We start from the raw sequence: 20,016 nt of genomic DNA on the forward strand, positions 1-20,016 counted from the left end.
CACACCCCCGCCCTTCGACAGTGGGTTGGTGGCCATGGCACAGCAAGGCGTCTACCGCCGTGTCAGTTTTGCGTTTCGATCACCGCGAAGTCTGGGCAGGTTGACTGAGCCATCAAGCAAGCGCCGCTTTTCCATTGCACACCGACACCCTGTCAAAGGGTGGGCAGGGGTGGGTTGGCGGGGCCGTATGCCGCCATGGATGGCGGCATACGAGCTTACATGGACGTACTTGCAGCGGGTCCCGCTGACCCACCCCTGCCCGCCCAAACCAGCACGTTTACAGCCCCGAGTGCTGTGGCTGTGGCTGTGGCTGTGGCTGTGGCTGTGGCTGTACCCCAACGCACGAACGCAAGACAAAAAAAGGGCGAGGCACCTGGCCCCGCCCTCTCAATACCACCGGAACACCGATCAGCCGCGTCGCGCGCAATACATCGACTGCGCCGGCAACACCAGCTCATTACCAACAACCTCGCCCACGTCCGGACCCGGCACATGTACCGCCTGCCACTCACCCACCGGCAACGCAGCCCGCACCGAATCCGCCGAAAGATTGAACGCCAACAGCAACGTCTCCTCCCCGTGCACACGCTCGAACATCAACACCGGCTCGGCGCACGCAAGAAAACGGATGTCGCCCACCAACAGCGTCGGCATCGTCCGCCGCCACGCCAGGAACTGACGGAACGCGCTCAACACCGAGTGCGGATCCTGTTCCTGCGTCGCCACCGACGCAGCCTGATGCTCCGCCGGAATCGGCAACCACGGCTCACCCGTCGTGAAGCCCGCCTTCGGCGCATCCAGCCACGGCATCGGCGTACGGCAACCGTCGCGGCCCTTGAAGTTCGGCCAGAACGTAATGCCGTAAGGATCCTGCAGCGCCTCGAACGGCACGTCCGCCTCGCCCAGTCCCAGCTCCTCGCCCTGATAGAGGCAGATCGAACCGCGCAGCGAGCACAGCATCGCCACCAGCATGCGCGCCAGGCGCGGCTGTGCCGGATGACCGCCCCAGCGCGTTACCGCGCGCTCCACATCGTGGTTGGAGATCGCCCAGCACGGCCAGCCTTCGGTCATCGTCGCTTCCAGCCGCGACACGGTGTCGCGGATGTAACCGGCGCTGAAATCCTTCACCAGCAGTTCGAAGCTGTAGCCCATGTGCAGGCGGCCCGGCGCGGTGTATTCGGCCGTAGTCGCCAGCGAATCTTCCGCGGAAATTTCACCCAGGCTGACCGATCCCGGGTACGCGTCCAACAGCACGCGCAGCTGCTCGATGAAGCCGATGTTCTCCGGCTGCGTGTTGTTGTAATAGTGGTACTGGTAGGCGTACGGATTGTCCGCGCTGAAGCCACGGCCGAGGCGTTTTTCCAGCGGCTTGGCCGGGTTGTCACGCAGCTGTGCGTCGTGGAAACAGAAATTGATCGAATCCAGGCGGAAGCCATCCACGCCACGGTCGAGCCAGAACCGCACGTAGTCCAACGTGGCCTGCTGCACTGCCGGGTTATGGAAGTTCAGGTCGGGCTGGTCGGCCAGGAAGTTGTGCAGGAAATACTGCTCACGCCGCGGCTCCCACTGCCAGGCCACGCCCCCGAAGATCGACATCCAGTTGTTGGGCGGGGTGCCGTCCTCGCGTGGATCGGCCCACACGTACCAGTCCGCCTTGGGATTGGTGCGGTCCTGCCGGCTCTCCTGGAACCAGGCATGGTCGATCGAGGTATGGCTGAACACCTGGTCGATCATCACCTTCAGGCCCAGCGCATGCGCCTTGGCCAGCAACTCGTCGAAATCGGCGAGTGTGCCGAACAACGGGTCGACGTCGCGGTGGTCGGCGATGTCATAGCCGAAGTCGGCCATCGGTGATTTGAAGAACGGCGAGACCCAGATCGCGTCGACGCCGAGCGCGGCGACATAGTCCAGGCGCTCGATGATGCCGGGCAGGTCGCCCACGCCATCGCCGTTGGCGTCCAGGAAACTGCGCGGGTAGATCTGATAGATGACGGCACCGCGCCACCATGGAGACTGCGACATTGGGGCCCCCCTTCGGGCTTCCACGGCACCCGCGAGGGGGCCAGAAACGAACCCGACAAGCTTAGCGGGGCGCCTCCAGCGGTGGGGTCGCATGCATACGTATTCACGCCGGATCGCGGTGCGCGTGGCGTTACGGGCACCCGGTCAGGCGGCGCTTCGCCCAGCAGGGCCCCGGGCGCCGGCGGCCAAGGTCGGCACGATCCGGCGCCCTGCCCCGCGCCTTGACCGGACCACCGGCGCGTCTTCGCGGGCGGAATACGACCGCACCGCCTATAATTCCGCCCAAGCCTGAAAGTCAGACCGCATGACCATCACCGAAGACACCCGCCCCGCGCTGGGCCTGCCCCAGATCCAGACGCTCGCCGCGCCCGACATGGACGCCGTCGATGCGCTGATTCGTCGCCGACTGTCCTCGGATGTCGTGCTGATCAACCAGATCGCCGACCACATCATCTCGGCCGGCGGCAAGCGCCTGCGCCCGATGCTGGTGATGCTGGCCGGCCACGCGGTCGGCCAGGCCGGCCCGGAACACCATCAGCTGGCGGCAATCATCGAGTTCATCCACACCTCGACCCTGCTGCATGACGACGTGGTGGACGAATCCAGCCTGCGCCGCGGCCGCAGCACCGCCAATGCGCTGTGGGGCAATGCTCCCAGCGTCCTGGTCGGGGATTTCCTGTACTCGCGCAGCTTCCAGCTGATGGTCGAACTGGACCGCATGCCGGTCATGCGGATCCTCGCCGATACCACCAACCGGATCGCCGAGGGTGAGGTGCTGCAGCTGCTGCATGTCCACAACCCGGATACGGACGAAGCGGCCTATCTGCGCGTGATCGAGCGCAAGACCGCGGTGCTGTTCGCCGCCGGCACCCGTCTGGGCGCGCTGGCCAGCGGCGTGGACGAAGCCACCCAGCAGGCGCTGTACGACTACGGCATGGCGTTGGGCTACGCCTTCCAGATCGCCGACGACGTGCTGGACTACTCGGCCAATGCCGAGGAGCTGGGCAAGAACCTGGGCGACGACCTTGCCGAGGGCAAGGCCACCCTGCCGCTGATCCACGCGATGGCGCATTCCGATGCCACCACCCGCGAGCGCCTGCGCGAGATCGTGCAGAACGGTGACGCCGAGGCGATGCCCGAGGTGCTGGCGGCCATCCACGCTACCGGCGGGCTGGACTACAGCCGCGCCCGTGCCGAGGAATACGCCGATGCCGCCGAGCGTGCGCTCGACGGCCTGGCCGACAACGATGCCGTGGCCGCTCTTCGCGGGCTGGCCCGTTACGCGGTGCAGCGCTCGCATTGACCGGAGGCGTGCCGACCAACGGTCGGCACCTACCGGCGTGTCGTCTCGAACCGCTCCTCGAAGAACTCGTCCAGCGCCTTCCACGCGCGCTTGGCCGCGCGTTCGTTGTACTGGCACCCCGGCGGACTGTTCGCATCCGATTCGGCAAAGCAGTGCACCGCGCCGCTGTAGTTGGTGAACTCCCAGTCCACCTTCGCAGCATTCATTTCCTGCTCGAAGCTGGCGATGTCGTCCTTGCTCACGCTCTTGTCGTCGGCGCCATTGAGTACCAGCACGGAGGGATGGGTGCCACCGGCCTTGGCCGGCAGCGGCGAGCCCAGCCCGCCGTGCAGGCTGACCACACCGGCCAGCGGCGCACCGGCGCGTGCCATCTCCAGCACCGTGGTGCCGCCGAAGCAGAACCCGACCGCGCCGATCCGGCTCGCATCCAGCGGTGCCTTGCCGGCCTGCGCCTTCAGCACCTCGATCGCCTTGAGCGCACGCGCCCGCAGCACGGGGCGGTCATTGCGCAGCTTGGTCGCCACCGGACCCGCCTCGGCATCGGTCTTCGGGCGCACGCCCTTGCCGTACACATCGGCCACCAGCACCACGTAGTCATCGCCGGCCAGCTGCTTGGCCTTGGCGATGGCCGACTCGTTGACGCCCTTCCAGTTGGGCACCATCACCAGGCCCGGGCGTTTGTCGTTGTCACTGTCGTCATAGACCAGCACCCCGCTGAAGGTGGTGCCATCCTGGGTCCACTCCACCGGCTTGGCCTGCATCGCCGCCAGCGCGGGCAGCGCCGTCATGCCCAACAGTACCGCTGCACCCCACCGCCATTGCGTGTTCATGCGTCTGCTCCCGACAGAAAGAGCCCCGAGTGTATGACGGCCGGTTGACGGGACCGTGTAGACGCGCCGGCGCGACGTGCAACCCCGTGATCTGACAGGCCGGCCGCGCCCGACCTCATCTGAATTAACTACCTCCGTCCCTGTTATGGCAGGCTGGCCGCCCCCTGTGCATGGAACCCCTCATGAGCCTTGTCGACCGCTTCCTTTCCGGCCTGGTGCCGCGCCTGCCCGAAGACGATGCGCGGATGTGGGCCTGGGTCGAGGGCGCCAGCGCGGCCGATCTGGCGCGCCTGCGCGAGCGCTGGCCGCAGGTGCCCGAGAGCCTGGTCGCGCTGCTGGCGCGGGTGGATGGCACACATTTCCGCCCCTACCCGGGTGGCGAGGCGGTGGTGCTGATGCTGGGCTCGGATGTCGAGGAGGGGCACTACCCCTACTACCTGCGCTCGGTAGCGCAGGTATTCGAGGACAGCGCGCAGTGGGATGACAGCATCCGCTCGATCTACGAGGAGTGGCTGGAGGAAGACCCCGAGATTCTCGGCGAGGGCATTGACGCGGATCTGCCGATCGGCAAGCGCCTGTGCTTCTCGCACTGCATGAACAACGGTGGCACCTCGGTGCTGTATCTGGATTTCGATCCCGCACCGGGCGGCACGGCCGGCCAGGTGGTGCGCTACCTGCACGACCCGGACAGCTACCGGGTGATCGCGCCGAGCTTCGATGTCTATCTGCAGCAGCTCATCGACGGGGACTACGCGTTCATCGATGAAGAAGAAGCCTGATGCCTGCATCACCGGCGTAACCAGGGTGGATGACGTATCCCGCGTCGCCCCAGGGTAGAGCAGATCAGGCGATCCCGATGCCCGGAATCGCGGTGATCTGGTCCGGATCAAAGCCGGCCAGTTCGGCGAAATGGCGGCCACGGGCGACGTAGTCGCGGTACACGCCGTAGCTCGGCGCACCCGGCGACAACAGCACCACCCCGCCCTGCCCGCCAAGCGCGACCTGCGCCAGCCGCATGGCCTCGGGCAGATCGGCGGCGGCATGCAGACCGAAACGGCCTGCATCGGCCAACGGCTGCAGCAGCGCGTGGATGCGCGGGCCGTTGGCGCCCATCGTGACGATCTCCACCGGAGGCACGTCGTGCGCCATGTGCGCGACGAAGTCGTGCCAGTCCAGGCCACGATCATGCCCGCCCACCAGCAGCGCGATGCGGCGACCGGCGAAGCACTCCAGCGCCGCCAGACTTGCGTGCGGCGTGGTGCTGATCGAATCGTTGACGAAGGTGATCCCCTCACGCGTACCGATGGTCTGCAGGCGGTTGGGGAGCGGGCGGAAGTCCTGCACCGCCGGGGCCAGTGCCACCGCGTCCAGGCCCAGCGCCTCGATCGCCGCCAGCACCGCGCACAGGTTGCCGCGGTTGTGTCGGCCGGGCAGCGGCGTGTGTGAGGTGTCGAACACGGCCTGCTCGCCGCGATGCACGACATCGCCGCGCATGTGCCAGCCCAACGGCTGGTTGAACCAGATGACCTCGCTCTCCGGCAACGACAACCCCGCCAGGTGCGGGTCGGCCGCGTTGAGCACCGCGGTCCGCGGCGCGGCCCCGGTGACCAGCTGCAGCTTGTCGTCGATGTAGCGTGCTTCGCAGCCGTGCCAATCCAGGTGCTCGGGGAACAGGTTCAGCACGATGGCGACCTGCGGGTGCGCGCCACTGCGCGCGACCTCGCCGGTCTGGTAGCTGGACAGTTCCACTGCCCAGTACTGCGGCACCGGCTGCGGGGCCAGCACTTCCAGCAGCGGCAGGCCGATGTTGCCGATCAGCCCGGTGCGCGCGCCCGAAGCACGCAGCAGATGTGCCAGCAGCGCGGTAGTGGTGCTCTTGCCCTTGGTACCGGTCACGCACACGGTGTCGTGCACGATGCCGTCGGCAGCGGCGTGCTCGGCGAACCAAAGCGAGGTGCCGCCAATGAACTGCGTGCCCTGCGTGGTGGCGTGCAACGCAGCTTCCCCATATGGGCTGATGCCCGGCGACTTGATCACCACCTCGAAGGCGGCCAGCGCCACGCCGGTGACATCCGAACGAACCGTCAGCGCACCCTGGGTTTCCTCGCGCGCACCGGTGGCCTCGGCCTCCGGGCAGAACAACGTCAGCGGCAGCGACGGCAGCCGCTGCTGCAGGACGCGGAACGCCGCGCGCCCCTCACGTCCCCAGCCCCACAACGCAACGCGCTTGCCTTCAAGCTGCGAAATTCGCACGCAGACGCTCCCAGATCGCCGGAGGAATGCGGTGTTCGCCTTCCAGCGCCAGCAGCGGTTCGATCTGCAGTTCCGTGGCGTCCAGCTGCGGGCGGATCTCGTGGACGAAGCGCTTCACCAGCGCGTCTTCATTCCATTCCGGGCGCGCGGCCAGGGTCGCCATCGCAGCGCGCGATTCGCGGCCTTCGCCCACGCACTCGAACGGCTTGTGGTCCTGGAACTCCAGCAGCGCATCGAAGCCCGGGGCCTGCTCGATATCGTCGAGCAGGTTGCGGCCGAAGATGCCGACCAGGCGCATCTTGGGCATGAACGGGGCCAGCGCCAGGAACACGAAGTGGCACTTCGGGCAGACGCCGCACCAGCGGTTCACCGGGCGCTCGCCCAGGATGTGGAAATTGCGGTTGCAGCTGGAGAAATGCGCGTCGTAGACATCGCTCTTGGCGAACTGACGCGCCACCGCCAGCTCCGAGAGCGGGCGCAGCAGCGAGTAATAGTGCAGGTCCGCGGCGACGTGGCGTTCCAGATGCTCACCGAAGGCCTGTTCGAACGCCCAGCCCTTCGACCACTGGTGATTGACCTCGCCGGTGCCCGGGATCTGGCTGCCATAGCTGGCCGAGCGTTCGTTGGAGAACACCACCTGGTCCACGCCCTGCAGCAGCGCGGCCAGCACCAGGATCGCCGAGTTCACCGCGGTGACCGGGATATGGCCGTTCCAGGCGCCCTGACGGTTGAGCTCGAACAGCTCCGGGGCCAGCGTGCGGCCGATGTTGAGGATCGTCAGGCCGGTGCGCTCGGCGCAGGCGCGGATCAGCTGCGAGCCGCCAATCCAGGTGACCGTTTCGGCGATACCCAGGCTGCGCAGCGCTTCGATGCTGACCAGCGAATCCTTGCCGCCGCCGATGGCGACCAGCGCGTGTTCACGCAGGCCCAGCGCCGGTGCGGCGAAGGCTTCGCCCTCGACCGGCAGGCGGAAGCGGCCACGCAGGTTCAGGCCATTGCGGTAGGCGAATTCGCCCAGGCCGTTGAGGTACACCGTCTCGACCAGCGCCGCGGTGGCCGCATCAATGGTGTAGCTGTCGATGCGCACCTGCTCGGGCACGCCGGCCTTGTAGTAGCTCACCCCGGCCATCAGGTGCAGCAGGCGCAGGGCGCGCTGCACCGCCTCGGCGCGGTCATCCTCGAGCACGAACGGCGCGCCCGGGATGGTCACCGTCTCGATCAGCTCCGGGCCGTCATCGAAGGCGTAGACCAGCTGCGCCACGCCGGTGCCCGCGGCGAATTCGCAGCGGACGAAGCGGAAAACGGCAACCTGGTGTTTATCAAAAGCAGTCATGGTGTATCCGGTTTGAATGGCGGCAGGCAGCGGTCAATGGCCATCATCGATGACGTCCTCACGCGGCAGCTCGCGCTGGTTGTAAGTGTTGGCCATGACGTAGCCATACGCGCCGGCGTCGGCGATCAGCATCACATCGTCCGGCGCGGTCGAGGCCGGCAGGCGGCGGCGCTTGCCGAACACGTCGCTGGATTCGCAGATCGGGCCGACCACATCGAACATCGCTTCGGAGTAGCCACTCAGGCGGCTGAGGTTCTCGATGTCATGCCAGGCGTCGTACAGCGCCGGGCGCATCAGCGTGTTCATGCCCGCATCCAGACCGACGCGGCGGATGCCGTCCTTTTCCACCACCTGGGTGGCCCGCGTCAGCAGCACGCCGGACTCGGCCACCAGGTAGCGGCCCGGTTCGATCGCCAGGCGGAACGCCGGGTGCACGGCCTTCACTTCGGCCAGGCCGATCGCCCAGGCCTCCAGATCGAACGGCTCGTCGTCGGCGCTGTACGGGATCGGCAGGCCACCGCCGATATCGATGGTCTCGATGCTGCCGATGCGGCGGGCGAACCCGGCCAGTTCATCGCACATCAGGCGCCAGTGCTGCGCGGTTTCCACGCCGCTGCCCAGGTGCGCATGCAGGCCGACCACGCGGGTGCCCAGCTCGCCGGCGATGCGGACGAACTCATCCACGCGGGCGATCGGCAGGCCGAACTTGGAGTCCTTGCCGCCGGTGCGGACCTTGGCATGGTGGCCTTCGCCACGGCCCAGATCCACGCGCAGCCAGAGCTCGCGGTTGCTGAACAGTTCCGGCCAGCGCTGCAGGGCTTCCACGTTGTCCAGCGTGACGGTGACACCCAGCGCGAACGCGGCATCGTACTCGGCATGCGGCGCGAAGCTGGGGGTGAACAGCACGCGCTTGGGCGACAGCGTCGGCAGCGTGTTGAACACGTGCTTGAGCTCGCCGTGCGACACGCACTCCAGGCCGAAGCCTTCCTGCTCCAGCACTTCCAGGATGGCCGGGTGCGAGTTGGCCTTGATCGCGTAGTAGCGCTGGTCGATCGCCTTGATCGCGTTCAGCGCGCGCGCACGCGCCCGCACCGTCGGCAGGTTGTAGACGTAGCGCGGCGTCCCAGCCTGGGCGAGCGTCAGCAGATGCTCGCGCTGGCCCCGCCACCAGGCGGTTTCGCGCGGGCGGATGGTGCCGGCGATTTCGCGCCAGCGCGGGCCGAACACTTCGCCCTCTTCCACCGGCATCGCGCCGCTGTCGATCAGTTCGGCGTGCAGGATCGGCAGCAGGCCGTCCGCGTCCGCCTCGTCGATGACGAAGGTCAGGTTCAAGTCATTGGACGACTGCGAAATCATGTGCACGCGTTCGCGGCCGAAGGTGGCCCACACGTCCGAGAGCTTGTGCAGCATCGAGCGCATGCCGCGGCCGACCAGCGTGATTGCCGCGCACGGCACGATGATCTTGACCTTGCAGATCTGCGAGAGGTCGGCCGACAGCGCGGCCAGCACATCGGTGCTGACCAGGTTTTCGGACGGGTCCAGCGAGACGGTCACGTTGGTTTCGGCCGAACCGATCAGGTCCACGGAGAGGCCGTGCTTCTTGAACAGCCCGAACACGTCGGCCAGGAAGCCGACCTGCTGCCACATGCCGATGCCTTCCATCGAGACCAGCACGATGCCGTTGCGGCGGCTGATCGCCTTCACACCCGGCACCGCCGCGGCATTGCCATCGATGCTGGTGCCCGGCAGCTCGGGGCGCTCGGTATCCAGGATCGCCATCGGCACGCCGGCATCGCGGCACGGCTTGATCGAACGCGGGTGCAGCACCTTGGCGCCGGTCGTCGCGATTTCCTGCGCTTCGTAATAGTCCAGGCGGGTCAGCAGGCGCGCGTCGGGCACGTCCTTCGGGTTGGCGCTGAACATGCCCGGCACATCGGTCCAGATCTCCACGCGGCTGGCGCCGAGCAGCGCACCGAAGTACGCCGCCGAGGTATCCGAACCGCCGCGACCGAGGATGGCGGTGCCCCCATCGGCATGGCGGGAGATGAAGCCCTGGGTGATCAGCATGCGGGTCGGCTGGGCGCGGAAACGCGCGGCCCAATCGGCCTCGGCACGCCACTGGCAGTTCACCGACAGGCGCTGCGACCACTCGCTCTGGCTGGGTTGCGGCGGCAGTGCATCGAGCCACTCGCGTGCATCCATCCAGCCGAAATCCAGGCCACTGGCGCGCAGATAGGCCGCACCGACGGTCGAGGACAGCAGTTCGCCCTGGCCCAGCACCTCGGCCTGCCACTCCAGCGGCCGAGCGGCGGCACGCGGATCGTCCAGCAGCCCGGCCAGCGCGTCCAGACGCACGTCTAGGGCGGTGGCGTCCAGCGCCAGCTCGGTCAGGAATTCGCGGTGGCGAGCGACCAGCGCGGCGACACGGTCGCGGCTGTCGGCGGCGCCATCGGCGATCGCGGTGAGTTCGTTGGTCACCCCGGACAGCGCCGATACCACCACCAGCACGCGCGAGCCCGTTTCTTCCGCCCGTTTTTTCGCCAGTTTGCCGATGGTGTCCCAGCGGTGACGACGCGACACGGAGGTGCCGCCGAACTTCAGTACGATCCAGCGATCGACAAGGGGGGAAGCTGACATGGAGGTGGAGGTTTGGGTAGTGAGGGGGATCGCCCGGCACGCCGGGCCGAACCCCCGATTCTATGCCAAGCCTGCCCGTTGCAGGGGCCGGGCCCGCAATGCGGCCCCGGTTGGTAAGCTGCCCGCCCGTTTTTCGTTGAGCGCCCCGCCATGACCTCCCGTCGTTTCCTGCAGCTGGATGTGTTCTCGCCCTACCCCGGCGCCGGCAACCCGCTGGCCGTCGTGCTTGATGCACAGGGCCTGGACGAGACGGCGATGCAGGCCATCGCCCGCTGGACCCGCCTGCCGGAGACCACCTTCGTGTTCCCGCCCGCCGCCCCGGGCGCGAGCTACGGCATCCGGATGTTCAGCCCGCAGAAGGAAGTTCCGTTCGCCGGCCACCCCAGCGTGGGCACCGCGCATGCCGTGCTGGAGCTGGGCGTGGCCGCACCGGTCGAGGGCGTACTGGTCCAGGACGGCATCGCCGGTGCCCTGCCGCTGCGGGTGGATGGCAGCGGTGACGCCCGCACCATCGCGATCCGTACCCCGCGCGCCGCGGTGGCCGAAGTGACCACTGCCGCCGACCCGCGCCTGCAGGCCGCGCTGGCGGGCTGGCCGCTGGGCAATCTGCCGCCGGCGCGCATGGCCGGTGGCCGCAGTTGGTGGGTGGTGGAACTCGCTGACGAGGCCGCCCTGCGCGCCCTCACCCCGGATTGGGATGCCGTGGCCACCTTGGCCGAGGCCACCGACAGCATGGGGGTCTTCGCCTATGCACGCAGCCAGGGCCAGGCGTGGGATCTGGCGGTGCGTGCGTTCGTCGGCAATGGCCGTCGCTTTGAAGATGCCGCCTCCGGTGCGGCCAATGCGGTGCTGGCCGCGTGGCTGGACAGCCGCGATGCGCTGCCCGGCACCGCGCACGGCTACGTCGTCAGCCAGGGCCGTGAAGTGGGCCACGATGCGCGCCTGACCCTGCGCATCGATGACCATGGCGATGTCTGGTCCGGCGGCCAGGTGCAGACCGTCATCCGCGGCACGCTGGACTGGTGATCCCGGCGGCGGCGCGTCAACGCGCCGTGTCGTACACCGGTGCGCCATCGACCCAGGTCGAACGCACCTGCAGGTCGGCCAGGTCGGCCGGGGCGATGCTGAGCGGATCGCGATCAAGCACGACGAAATCCGCGTGCAGGCCGGGCTGCAACCGGCCGACCTGGGCCTCGTCATGGCCTGCCCACGCGGCATCGGCGGTGAACCCGCGCAGCGCTTCGGCCGCGGTCAGGCGCTGATCGGGCTGCCAGCCGCCCGGCGGTTGGCCCGCACGGTCCTGGCGGGTGACCGCGGCATACAGGCCCAGGCGCGGATCCACCTGTTCCACCGGGAAGTCCGAACCAAGCGCGAGCCGGGCACCGGAGCCCAGCATCCGCCGCCACGCATAGGCCCCGAGGATGCGCTCGGGACCGACCCGATCCTGCGCCCAGCCCATGTCCGAGGTGGCGTGGGTAGGTTGCATCGAGGCGATCACGCCGAGCTGGGCAAAGCGCGGAATGTCCTCCAGCGCCACCACCTGCGCATGCTCGATCCGCCAGCGATGATCGCTGCTGCGACGCTCGCCCAGCACCCTGGCGTAGGTGTCCAGCGCGATCCGGTTGCCTCGATCGCCGATCGCATGGGTGGCGACCTGGACATGACAGGTATCGGCTTTGCGCACCGCCGTTTCAAACTCGGCCGGCGAGGTCACCAGCAAGCCGCGGTTGTGCGGGTCGTCGCTGTAGTCGGCCAGCAGCGCGGCGCCGCGGCTGCCCAGCGCGCCATCCATGAACAGCTTGACCCCGCGCATCTCAAGGCGGCCACCGGGATGCTGGTACGCGCCCTGTGCACACAGATCAGCCAGCGCATCGCCATTACCATCGGCATACGCATCGATACGCAGCGGCAGCGTGCCGGCATCGGCGAAGCGGCGCATCAGAGCCAGATCGGCGCGCGATACGCCCATGTCGTGCACACCGGTCAGGCCGTGGCTGACCGCTTTATCCAGTGCGCGGGTCAGCATCTGCTCGCGGGCTGCGTCGCTGGGCGTCGGGATCGCCGCCTGCACCAGGGTCATCGCTTCATCGACGAACACCCCGCTCGGCTGCCCCTTCGCATCGCGCACGATGCGACCACCGGCCGGCTGCCAGCTGCCCTTCAGCGCGCGTTGGCCGGGCTGCCGTGCGACCGCGCGCAATGCCGCGCTGTTGCCCCAGCCCGCGTGACCATCGATGCGACCCAACCAGACCGGTCGGTCCGGGAACGCCGTGTCGAGATCGGCCACGGTCGGGAACTGCTTGTCCGGCCACCGGTTCTGGTCCCAGCCGCTGCCCAGCAGCCAGCCCTCGGGGTTGTCGGCCGCAAAGCGCTGCAGGCGCACCACGATGTCCTGGGTACTGGTCGCACCGGTGAGATCGGCCTGCATCAGCGTGCCGCCCAGGAACATCAGGTGTGCATGCGCATCGATCAGCCCCGGGATCACGGTGGCCTCGCCGACGTCGGTCAGCGCCGCCAGTGGATACAGCGTCAACAGTGCCTGCCGATCACCAACGGCGAGCACGCGCCCGGTGTCGGTATCCCACGCCAGCGCAGTGGCGGCGGGCGCGTCGGGATCCCCGGTATGGATGGTCGCGGCGGTCAGCAGGCGCACATCGGCCTGCGCGGTGCCGGCCAGCAGGCAGGCCATCAGGGTGGCAAGAGCGGTCGGACGCATGCAGATACCCCACAACAGGAAAGCGGCGACTATGCGGCCGCCGCTTTCCCATCACAATCTGCTGTGCACCAATCGCTGGCGCGGATCAGCCGGCCAGCTCGGCCTCAAGGCTGATCGGTACCGCACTGAGCGCCTTGGAGACCGGGCAGTTCTGCTTGGCGTCATCGGCGATGGCACGGAACTGGGTGGCCTCGATGTTCGGCACCACGGCCTTCACCTTCAACGTGATCTGCGACAGCTGCGGGCCACCTTCCATCGAGAGGTCCACCTTGGCTTCGGTATCCAGCGAGGTGGGCACGAAACCGGCCTCGGTCAGCTTGGCCGACAGCGCCATCGTGAAGCAGCCGGCATGTGCAGCGGCGATCAGCTCTTCCGGGTTGGTGCCCTTCTCATCGCCGAAGCGGCTGCTGAAGGCATAGCGTGTTTTGTCCATCAAGCCGCTCTGGGGCGTGCTCAATTGTCCCTTGCCTGTCTTGAGGTCACCTTCCCAATGCGCGGTGGCGTGGCGTGAAATACCCATCGTGAGATCTCCTGCGGCGTGAATGACCACACCAGCCTAGACCGTGCCGCGTTAGTGCCATGTCTGGCTGCCGTCAGCGGCATGGCAGGTGGCGCTCCCAGCTGAATCGGTCCTCAAGATCGATGCTGTTTTCAAGTGGTTTTCGTGCGACAGTCGGGGTGCGACGGTCCATGACCGATGGCACCCGCCGCGAGGGCGGACCCTGTTTTTTGGCTATGACCTGATGCACTGCGGTAACGAAGGGCGTGGAAATCACGAATTTTTATGCGTCTGCCTATTGGCGGCGCCCCATAGTTGCCCTACATTTCGCTTGCCGACGGGGTTCGGCGCGACCAAACAACCAACCGTTCACGGAACAGGAAACCATGGCAAAGACCGCTAAGAAGGCTGCCCCGAAGAAGGCAGTAAAGAAAGTCGCTACGAAGGCAGCCGCGAAGCCGGCCGCTCCCAAGCCGATCAAGGAAGTGCTGAGCAAGTCTGGTCTGGTTGCACACATCGTTGAAGCGTCCGGCGTTGTCGCCAAGGACGTGCGCGCCGTGCTCGCCTCGCTGGAAGGCGCCGTCGCCGCTTCGGTGCACAAGAAGGGCGCGGGCAGCTTCACCCTGCCGGGCCTGCTGAAGATCTCCACCGTCAGCGTGCCGGCCAAGCCGAAGCGCAAGGGCATCAACCCGTTCACCAAGGAAGAGCAGTGGTTTGCCGCCAAGCCGGCGTCGACCAAGCTGAAGGTGCGTCCGCTCAAGAAGCTCAAGGACGCCGCGCTCTAATCTGCGCGCTTCCTGCAGCACCTAAACGGGACGGCATAAGCCGTCCCGTTTTTTTTGGTCATCTCCAGGCGGCGGCCTGGGGACAGTTGCCGAGGGCGTGCCGGTCGCTGCGGGCTCGGCGTGCCTAGCGAAACACAGCGTTTCCAAAGACGTTCGCGCCGCCTGCTTCCTGCGCAGATGCCTGCCCTGCCGTGATCCAGGGCATAGCAGAACCGACCGGAACGCACAGGGTGGAACACTGCGTGCGACCGCGCCTGTCGTCGCGGTACGCCTCGCGCCCTATGGTGGCCTTGTCCCCCACCGCGCAGGCAGCCATGGCCAGCTCTTCTTCCCAGCGTTACCGCATCACCGTCACCCCGATCGAAAAGGACGGCCTTCAGTGCAGCGGGCGCTGCACCATCGAGCTGGAGCACCGTGCGCAGCAGGATTGGATGCGCCTGCTGGAAATCGCGCGGCGCAACACCGGGCTCAGCGGTGACGAACGTGCCGCGGCCATCGTGGCCACCCAGCTGCTGCGCGACCTCGCCCAGCGCCACGCCGACGAACCCGGCCACCCGCTTACCGTGCTGCAACCGCAGCTGGACGAGGTGCTCGCCGCGTTGGAGTCGATCCAGGGCGCGCCCTGAGCCAAGCGCCGGGCGTGGCGCTACACTCGGCGCTCTCCGGGGAGAGTCCTGCATGCGCCGCGCCGTCCTGTTGCTTCCGCTGCTGTTCCTGCACGGCTGCTCCTGCCAGCAGCAGCCGCCCATGACCGAGTCACCTGCGGCGCCCGAAGGCGCAGCGGACGCCGATGACGTGCCGCCTCGGCACAGTGCACCGACGCCCCCGCCCACCGCCGCGGCACCGACCGCGCTCAGCGCAGTGGCCGCGGACGCACTGGATGAGCCTTCGCTGGTGCATCGCTACCTGAGTGCATTGGCGCAGGGCGACGTCGCGACCGCCGACGCGCAGTGGACCGGCGGCGGCCCGGGCGGCCACCCGGACGATGCCGCCCTTCGCGCACTGCCCGACTTCCGCGGGCTGCGCATCAAGACCGGCGCGCCCATCGCACGCGACACCGCCCAGCCCTCCCGGCTGCGCGAAGTGCCGGTCCAGATCCGGGTCAGCACCGACACACGCACACTGCGTTTCGAGGGCTGGTATCGGCTGCAACCCCGCGCGGATGGGAGCGGGTGGGAAATCCACGGCGCCTCGATCCAGCCGGTGCTGAACTGACTGCATCGCAGGGCGCGCCATCGCATCCTGACCGCGTACGTCAAAGCTGGATTCAGCCGCGCGCGCTATTGTTGGCATCTCATTCCCCACGGCCTGCCGCCATGAACGTTCGCCCGCTGTTGTCCCGCCTCGCCGCCTGCACCGTGCTGCTGGCCGCCGCCATCGGCGCGCAGGCCGCGCCCAGCGTATCCGGCCGCCAGCTGTCCGTCGGCGCTACCGATGTGCAGCAGTACCTCGACGGCAGCTTCCCGCGCACGCAGAACGCGCTGGGGGGCCTGATCGCAATGACGATGAGCCATCCGCAGCTGACCCTTCCGCAGGGCAGCCGGCTGGACCTGGGCTTCGATGTCGCCATGGCGACCGCCGGCGGCAACCCGGCGCCGCTGGGCAAAGTGAAGCTGAGCAGCGGCCTGCGCTACGACGCGCAGACACAGGGCTTCCACCTGCAGGAGCCGACGGTCGATGATTTCACCCCGGCCAACAACGGCGGCAAGCTGGATTCACGTACGCGCGGCCTGCTCAATGCCTGGCTCACCGATTACGCCCAGCGCGAACCGATCTACAAGATCGACCCGAGCGTGGCCGCGGTGCTCGGCACGCTGCAGGTGCAGTCGGCCCAAGTGGAGAACGGCAAGCTGGTGGTCACCTTCAACCAGGATCTCGGCGCGCTGGTGCCGGCCGGGTTGCTGAGCAAGTAACGCGATTGTGGGCACCGACCCTGGGTCGGTGCCCACACGATCAACCGGCCAATGCCTTGGCCACCGCATCGGCGAAGGCGGGAATATCCCCCGGCTTGCGGCTGGTGATCAGGCCACCATCCACCACCACTTCGGCATCGGTCCACTCGGCACCCGCATTGCCCAGATCGGTTTTCAGCGACGGCCACGAGGTGACCTTGCGGCCCTTGGCCAAGCCGGACTCGACCAGCAGCCACGGCCCGTGGCAGATCGCGGCGATCGGCTTGCCCGCCGCGCCGAAGGCCTTGATCAGCGCGACCGCGTCGGTGTCGATGCGCAGTTTGTCGGGATTGATCACGCCGCCGGGCAGTACCAGTGCGTCGTAATCGCCGGCCTTCGCGCCTTTCAGCGGTGCATCGACCGTGACGTCCTCGCCCCAGTCCTTGTCTTTCCAGCCGCGGATCGTGCGGGCGTCACCGGGGGCGATCACCTTGACCGAGGCGCCCCAGGATTCCAGCAGGCGCTTGGGTTCCTGCAGCTCGGACTGTTCGAAGCCATCGGTGGCGAGGATCGCGATGTGCTTGCCGTTGAGTGCGTGTGCCATGGAGCGGCTCCAGTAAGTAGGAGCGCTCAGTGTGGCCGCGGGCGCATTGGGCGGCGGTGACCACGATGTGCACATCGTGTCGGGACAGCCACCGGCCCATGGCCGGTGGCGACCGGAGGGATCAGCGCTTGGGCTGCAGCATCGTGCCGGTGCACTGCTTCGAACCGCAGCGGCACTCCCAGATCTTCTTCAGGCGCGCGGTGTGACGCTCGGCCAGGGTGATGCCGTAGTTGTAGGTCAATTCATCGCCCGGCTTGATGTCCTTGATCGCCTCGATGAATACCTTGTCCTCGCGGCGGTTGTCACCCTCGGCTTCCTCGATCACTGCTTCGCAGTTCGGATCGCAGCTGTGGTTGAGCCAGCGCGCGTCGTTGCCCTTGTAGTTAGCATCGATGACGTAGTCGTCGTTGAGGGTGAACAGGAAGGTATGACCGCTCTCCACATCCCCGGTGTCGTCGGCGTCCACGTCGGCGTGGCTGCGCAGCAGACCCTTGTACTGGATGACCCGCTCGCCCTTCTTGATCGGCGCCAGCGCGAACACGCCATTGCCATGGATGGTGGACTTGCGGGCCTGGATCTTCTTGGGCATCTGGCTGACCGTTGCGGTGGGAAGCCCCGATTCTCGCTTAATCTTTGTGATTGCCAAAGCGATGCGGTCCAATACACGCCCAAGGCCGCCCTGCGGGCGCCTGAACGGGCGGGTTGGATGCCGCCGGAGAAAAGCGTACAATTTCAGTCCGCTTTATGGTTCTGCACCCCACATGCTCCGCGTCACCAAGCTCACCGATTACGCCACCGTCGTGCTGACCGTGCTCGCTGCCCGCCCGGGCGAGGTGCTCAGTGCCACTGAACTGGCCGAGTTCGCCCGTCTGGAACCGCCCACCGTCAGCAAGCTGCTCAAGCCGCTGGCCCAGGCCGGGCTGGTCGAAGGCCTGCGCGGCGTCCGCGGCGGCTACCGGCTGACCCGCGCGGCAGACCAGATCACGCTGTTCGAGATCGTGGAAGCCATGGAAGGGCCGCTGGGCCTGACCGAGTGCGCCCATGACCACAGCCAGTGCGGCCGCGAGCTGCAGTGTGGCGCGCGCAGCAGCTGGCGGATGATCAACGACGTGGTGTCCGAAGCGCTGCGCGCGGTCACCCTGGCGCAGATCCTGCCCCCTCTTCCCCTTGTTGACGCCCACCGCCGCGCGATCGCGGCGGATGTCGTCTCCTGATCAGGCAGCCCCCATGGCCACCGATACCCTCGATACCGTCGCCACCGGCGATACCCCCAACCGCGAGATCCATGAGCAGCTCGGCCGCAAGTACTCGGCAGGCTTCATCACGGACATCGAATCGGACTCGTTGCCGCCCGGCCTGGACGAGGACACCATCCGTGCCCTGTCCGCCAAGAAGGACGAGCCGGAGTGGATGACGCAGTGGCGCCTGGACGCCTACCGCCACTTCCTGACCATGCCGATGCCGGACTGGGCCAAGCTGCAGATCGCGCAGATCGACCTGCAGGCGTTGAGCTACTACTCCGCGCCAAAGGGCCCGAAGTACGCCTCGCTGGACGATGTGCCCAAGGAACTGCTGGACACCTACGACAAGCTCGGCGTGCCGCTGCATGAGCGCGCCAGGCTGGCCGGCGTCGCCGTGGATGCGGTGTTCGATTCGGTCTCGGTCGGCACCACCTTCCGCAAGGAACTGGCCGAGAAGGGCGTGATCTTCTGCTCCATGTCCGAAGCGATCAAGGAACACCCGGAACTGGTCAAGCAGTACCTGGGCACCGTGGTGCCGGTCGGCGACAACTACTTCGCCGCGCTCAACTCGGCGGTGTTCTCCGACGGCAGCTTCGTGTTCATCCCCAAGGGCGTGCGTTGCCCGATGGAACTGAGCACCTACTTCCGCATCAACGCCGGCCACACCGGCCAGTTCGAGCGCACGCTGATCATCTGCGAGGACAAGGCGTACGTGTCCTACCTGGAAGGCTGCACCGCGCCGATGCGTGATGAGAACCAGCTGCATGCCGCGGTGGTCGAGCTGGTCGCGCTGGACGATGCCGAGATCAAGTACTCCACGGTGCAGAACTGGTACCCGGGCGATGAGAACGGCGTGGGCGGCATCTACAACTTCGTCACCAAGCGTGCCGAATGCCGTGGTGCGCGCAGCAAGGTCACCTGGACCCAGGTCGAGACCGGCTCGGCGATCACCTGGAAATACCCGTCCTGCGTGCTGCTTGGCGATGATTCGGTCGGCGAGTTCCACTCGGTTGCGCTGACCCACCATCGTCAGCAGGCCGACACCGGCACCAAGATGATCCACATCGGCAAGCGCACCAAGAGCAAGATCGTCAGCAAGGGCATCAGCGCCGGCCATGGCCAGAACACCTACCGTGGCCTGGTGAAGATCGATCGCGGCGCCGAGGGCGCGCGCAATTACACCCAGTGCGATTCCCTGCTGATCGGCAAGAAGTCCGGCGCGCATACCTTCCCCTACATCGAGGTGAAGAACCCCAGCGCGACGGTCGAGCACGAAGCGACCACCTCCAAGATCTCCGACGACCAGCTGTTCTATTGCCGCGCCCGCGGCATCGATCAGGAAAATGCGGTGTCGATGATCGTCGACGGCTTCTGCAAGCAGGTCTTCCGCGAGCTGCCGATGGAGTTCGCCGTGGAAGCCAAGAAGCTGCTGGACGTCAGCCTGGAAGGCTCGGTCGGATGATCCGCATCCTGATCAGCCTGGGTCTGCTGCTGGGCGCGGTGGCGCCGGCGGCCGCGCAGGACGTGAAATGCGATCCGGGTGGCAACCAGCTCGAGCTCAATGCCTGCGCTGACGGCGAGTTCAAGCAGGCCGATGCCGAACTGAACGCGGTGTACCGCCAGATCGTGGCCAAGCTGGCCGGCGAGCCGGTCGCACTGGCAAAGATGAAAGCCGCGCAGCGCCTGTGGGTCCAGCTGCGCGACGCCGATCTGGACGCGCGCTACCCGGTGGGCGATGACGAGAACCCTCGCCTGCTGTACGGCTCGATGTACCCGATGCTGTATTCCGGCGCCAAGGCGGCCTTGACCACCGCGCGGGTCACTTACCTGCGCAACGAATTCCTCGAGCGCAGCGAATACGACCTCTGAGTCGCGCTGCCTCCAGTTCCCCTATCTGACAA

19 protein-coding genes are annotated in these 20,016 nt (G+C 67.2%); 10 read left to right on the forward strand and 9 right to left on the reverse strand.

Features of this window, described 5'->3' with window-relative positions:
- Positions 1 to 408: 408 nt before the first annotated feature.
- Positions 409 to 2,022 (reverse strand): alpha-glucosidase, encoded by a 1,614-nt coding sequence (locus tag AC1DIQ_RS16215; protein WP_152153492.1) that lies wholly within the window; start codon positions 2,020 to 2,022, stop codon positions 409 to 411.
- A 304-nt stretch (positions 2,023 to 2,326) separates the two neighbouring features.
- On the opposite strand from AC1DIQ_RS16215, the gene AC1DIQ_RS16220 reads away from it, so the two are divergent.
- Positions 2,327 to 3,325, forward strand: a complete 999-nt coding sequence (locus AC1DIQ_RS16220; protein ID WP_121043242.1) for a polyprenyl synthetase family protein — start codon at positions 2,327 to 2,329, stop codon at positions 3,323 to 3,325.
- A 29-nt stretch (positions 3,326 to 3,354) separates the two neighbouring features.
- Here the strand turns inward: AC1DIQ_RS16220 and AC1DIQ_RS16225 are convergent, their stop codons facing one another.
- Positions 3,355 to 4,155 (reverse strand): dienelactone hydrolase family protein, encoded by an 801-nt coding sequence (locus AC1DIQ_RS16225; protein ID WP_282263205.1) that lies wholly within the window; start codon positions 4,153 to 4,155, stop codon positions 3,355 to 3,357.
- A gap of 182 nt (positions 4,156 to 4,337) precedes the next feature.
- Between AC1DIQ_RS16225 and AC1DIQ_RS16230 the strand changes: the two genes are divergently transcribed.
- Positions 4,338 to 4,934: an SMI1/KNR4 family protein gene (locus AC1DIQ_RS16230; RefSeq protein ID WP_478050413.1), complete on the forward strand. Its 597-nt coding sequence runs from the start codon at positions 4,338 to 4,340 to the stop codon at positions 4,932 to 4,934.
- 64 nt (positions 4,935 to 4,998) lie between these two features.
- On the opposite strand, the gene murD is transcribed toward AC1DIQ_RS16230, so the two are convergent.
- From murD to AC1DIQ_RS16245, 3 genes are read right to left on the reverse strand one after another with little or no spacing between them, the layout of a single operon-like run.
- The gene (gene murD / locus AC1DIQ_RS16235; protein ID WP_478050414.1) at positions 4,999 to 6,408 is read right to left on the reverse strand and encodes a UDP-N-acetylmuramoyl-L-alanine--D-glutamate ligase; all 1,410 of its coding nucleotides are present in this window, start codon (positions 6,406 to 6,408) and stop codon (positions 4,999 to 5,001) included.
- Complete coding sequence (gene murL, locus AC1DIQ_RS16240; RefSeq protein WP_478050415.1) at positions 6,389 to 7,741, reverse strand: UDP-N-acetyl-alpha-D-muramoyl-L-alanyl-L-glutamate epimerase; 1,353 nt, start codon at positions 7,739 to 7,741, stop codon at positions 6,389 to 6,391. The genes murD and murL overlap by 20 nt, the downstream gene beginning before the upstream one ends.
- 33 nt (positions 7,742 to 7,774) lie before the next feature.
- Positions 7,775 to 10,378, reverse strand: a complete 2,604-nt coding sequence (locus AC1DIQ_RS16245; protein ID WP_152153505.1) for a bifunctional aspartate kinase/diaminopimelate decarboxylase — start codon at positions 10,376 to 10,378, stop codon at positions 7,775 to 7,777.
- A gap of 150 nt (positions 10,379 to 10,528) precedes the next feature.
- On the opposite strand from AC1DIQ_RS16245, the gene AC1DIQ_RS16250 reads away from it, so the two are divergent.
- Entirely contained in the window at positions 10,529 to 11,404 is an 876-nt protein-coding gene (locus AC1DIQ_RS16250; RefSeq protein ID WP_461770514.1) for a PhzF family phenazine biosynthesis protein, read from the forward strand.
- A 16-nt stretch (positions 11,405 to 11,420) separates the two neighbouring features.
- Here AC1DIQ_RS16250 and AC1DIQ_RS16255 read toward each other — a convergent pair whose 3' ends face one another.
- Together AC1DIQ_RS16255 and AC1DIQ_RS16260 are read right to left on the reverse strand one after the other, a co-directional pair.
- Positions 11,421 to 13,094, reverse strand: a complete 1,674-nt coding sequence (locus AC1DIQ_RS16255; RefSeq protein ID WP_461770515.1) for an amidohydrolase — start codon at positions 13,092 to 13,094, stop codon at positions 11,421 to 11,423.
- A gap of 85 nt (positions 13,095 to 13,179) precedes the next feature.
- Complete coding sequence (locus tag AC1DIQ_RS16260; protein ID WP_123728599.1) at positions 13,180 to 13,614, reverse strand: OsmC family protein; 435 nt, start codon at positions 13,612 to 13,614, stop codon at positions 13,180 to 13,182.
- Positions 13,615 to 13,979: 365 nt separating this feature from the next.
- Here AC1DIQ_RS16260 and AC1DIQ_RS16265 point away from each other — a divergent pair, with 365 nt between their 5' ends.
- The 4 genes from AC1DIQ_RS16265 (at position 13,980) to AC1DIQ_RS16280 (ending at position 16,291) form a co-directional block, all read left to right on the forward strand.
- Positions 13,980 to 14,378, forward strand: coding sequence for an HU family DNA-binding protein (locus AC1DIQ_RS16265; RefSeq protein WP_019185677.1), 399 nt, complete (start codon positions 13,980 to 13,982; stop codon positions 14,376 to 14,378).
- 314 nt (positions 14,379 to 14,692) lie between these two features.
- Positions 14,693 to 15,004, forward strand: a complete 312-nt coding sequence (locus AC1DIQ_RS16270) for a DUF3861 domain-containing protein (RefSeq protein ID WP_259462203.1) — start codon at positions 14,693 to 14,695, stop codon at positions 15,002 to 15,004.
- Positions 15,005 to 15,056: 52 nt separating this feature from the next.
- Complete coding sequence (locus AC1DIQ_RS16275; RefSeq protein WP_121043222.1) at positions 15,057 to 15,593, forward strand: hypothetical protein; 537 nt, start codon at positions 15,057 to 15,059, stop codon at positions 15,591 to 15,593.
- Positions 15,594 to 15,694: 101 nt separating this feature from the next.
- Positions 15,695 to 16,291, forward strand: a complete 597-nt coding sequence (locus tag AC1DIQ_RS16280; protein WP_088432783.1) for a YceB family lipoprotein — start codon at positions 15,695 to 15,697, stop codon at positions 16,289 to 16,291.
- A gap of 40 nt (positions 16,292 to 16,331) precedes the next feature.
- On the opposite strand, the gene AC1DIQ_RS16285 is transcribed toward AC1DIQ_RS16280, so the two are convergent.
- Both AC1DIQ_RS16285 and AC1DIQ_RS16290 read right to left on the reverse strand, forming a co-directional pair.
- Complete coding sequence (locus AC1DIQ_RS16285; protein WP_478050416.1) at positions 16,332 to 16,874, reverse strand: type 1 glutamine amidotransferase domain-containing protein; 543 nt, start codon at positions 16,872 to 16,874, stop codon at positions 16,332 to 16,334.
- A gap of 121 nt (positions 16,875 to 16,995) precedes the next feature.
- Positions 16,996 to 17,463: an SET domain-containing protein gene (locus AC1DIQ_RS16290; RefSeq protein WP_121043218.1), complete on the reverse strand. Its 468-nt coding sequence runs from the start codon at positions 17,461 to 17,463 to the stop codon at positions 16,996 to 16,998.
- A 172-nt stretch (positions 17,464 to 17,635) separates the two neighbouring features.
- On the opposite strand from AC1DIQ_RS16290, the gene AC1DIQ_RS16295 reads away from it, so the two are divergent.
- The 3 genes from AC1DIQ_RS16295 to AC1DIQ_RS16305 are packed head-to-tail and all read left to right on the forward strand — an operon-like array spanning position 17,636 to position 19,984.
- Positions 17,636 to 18,088 (forward strand): SUF system Fe-S cluster assembly regulator, encoded by a 453-nt coding sequence (locus tag AC1DIQ_RS16295; protein WP_026070170.1) that lies wholly within the window; start codon positions 17,636 to 17,638, stop codon positions 18,086 to 18,088.
- Between the two features lie 13 nt (positions 18,089 to 18,101).
- Positions 18,102 to 19,577 carry a Fe-S cluster assembly protein SufB gene (gene sufB, locus AC1DIQ_RS16300; RefSeq protein ID WP_121043216.1) on the forward strand — a complete coding sequence of 492 codons (1,476 nt, stop codon included), beginning with the start codon at positions 18,102 to 18,104 and terminating at the stop codon, positions 19,575 to 19,577.
- Entirely contained in the window at positions 19,574 to 19,984 is a 411-nt protein-coding gene (locus AC1DIQ_RS16305) for a lysozyme inhibitor LprI family protein (protein ID WP_226956678.1), read from the forward strand. Before sufB ends, AC1DIQ_RS16305 begins: the two co-directional genes overlap by 4 nt.
- Positions 19,985 to 20,016: the final 32 nt, after the last annotated feature.

The organism is Stenotrophomonas sp. 05L413 (assembly GCF_056397945.1).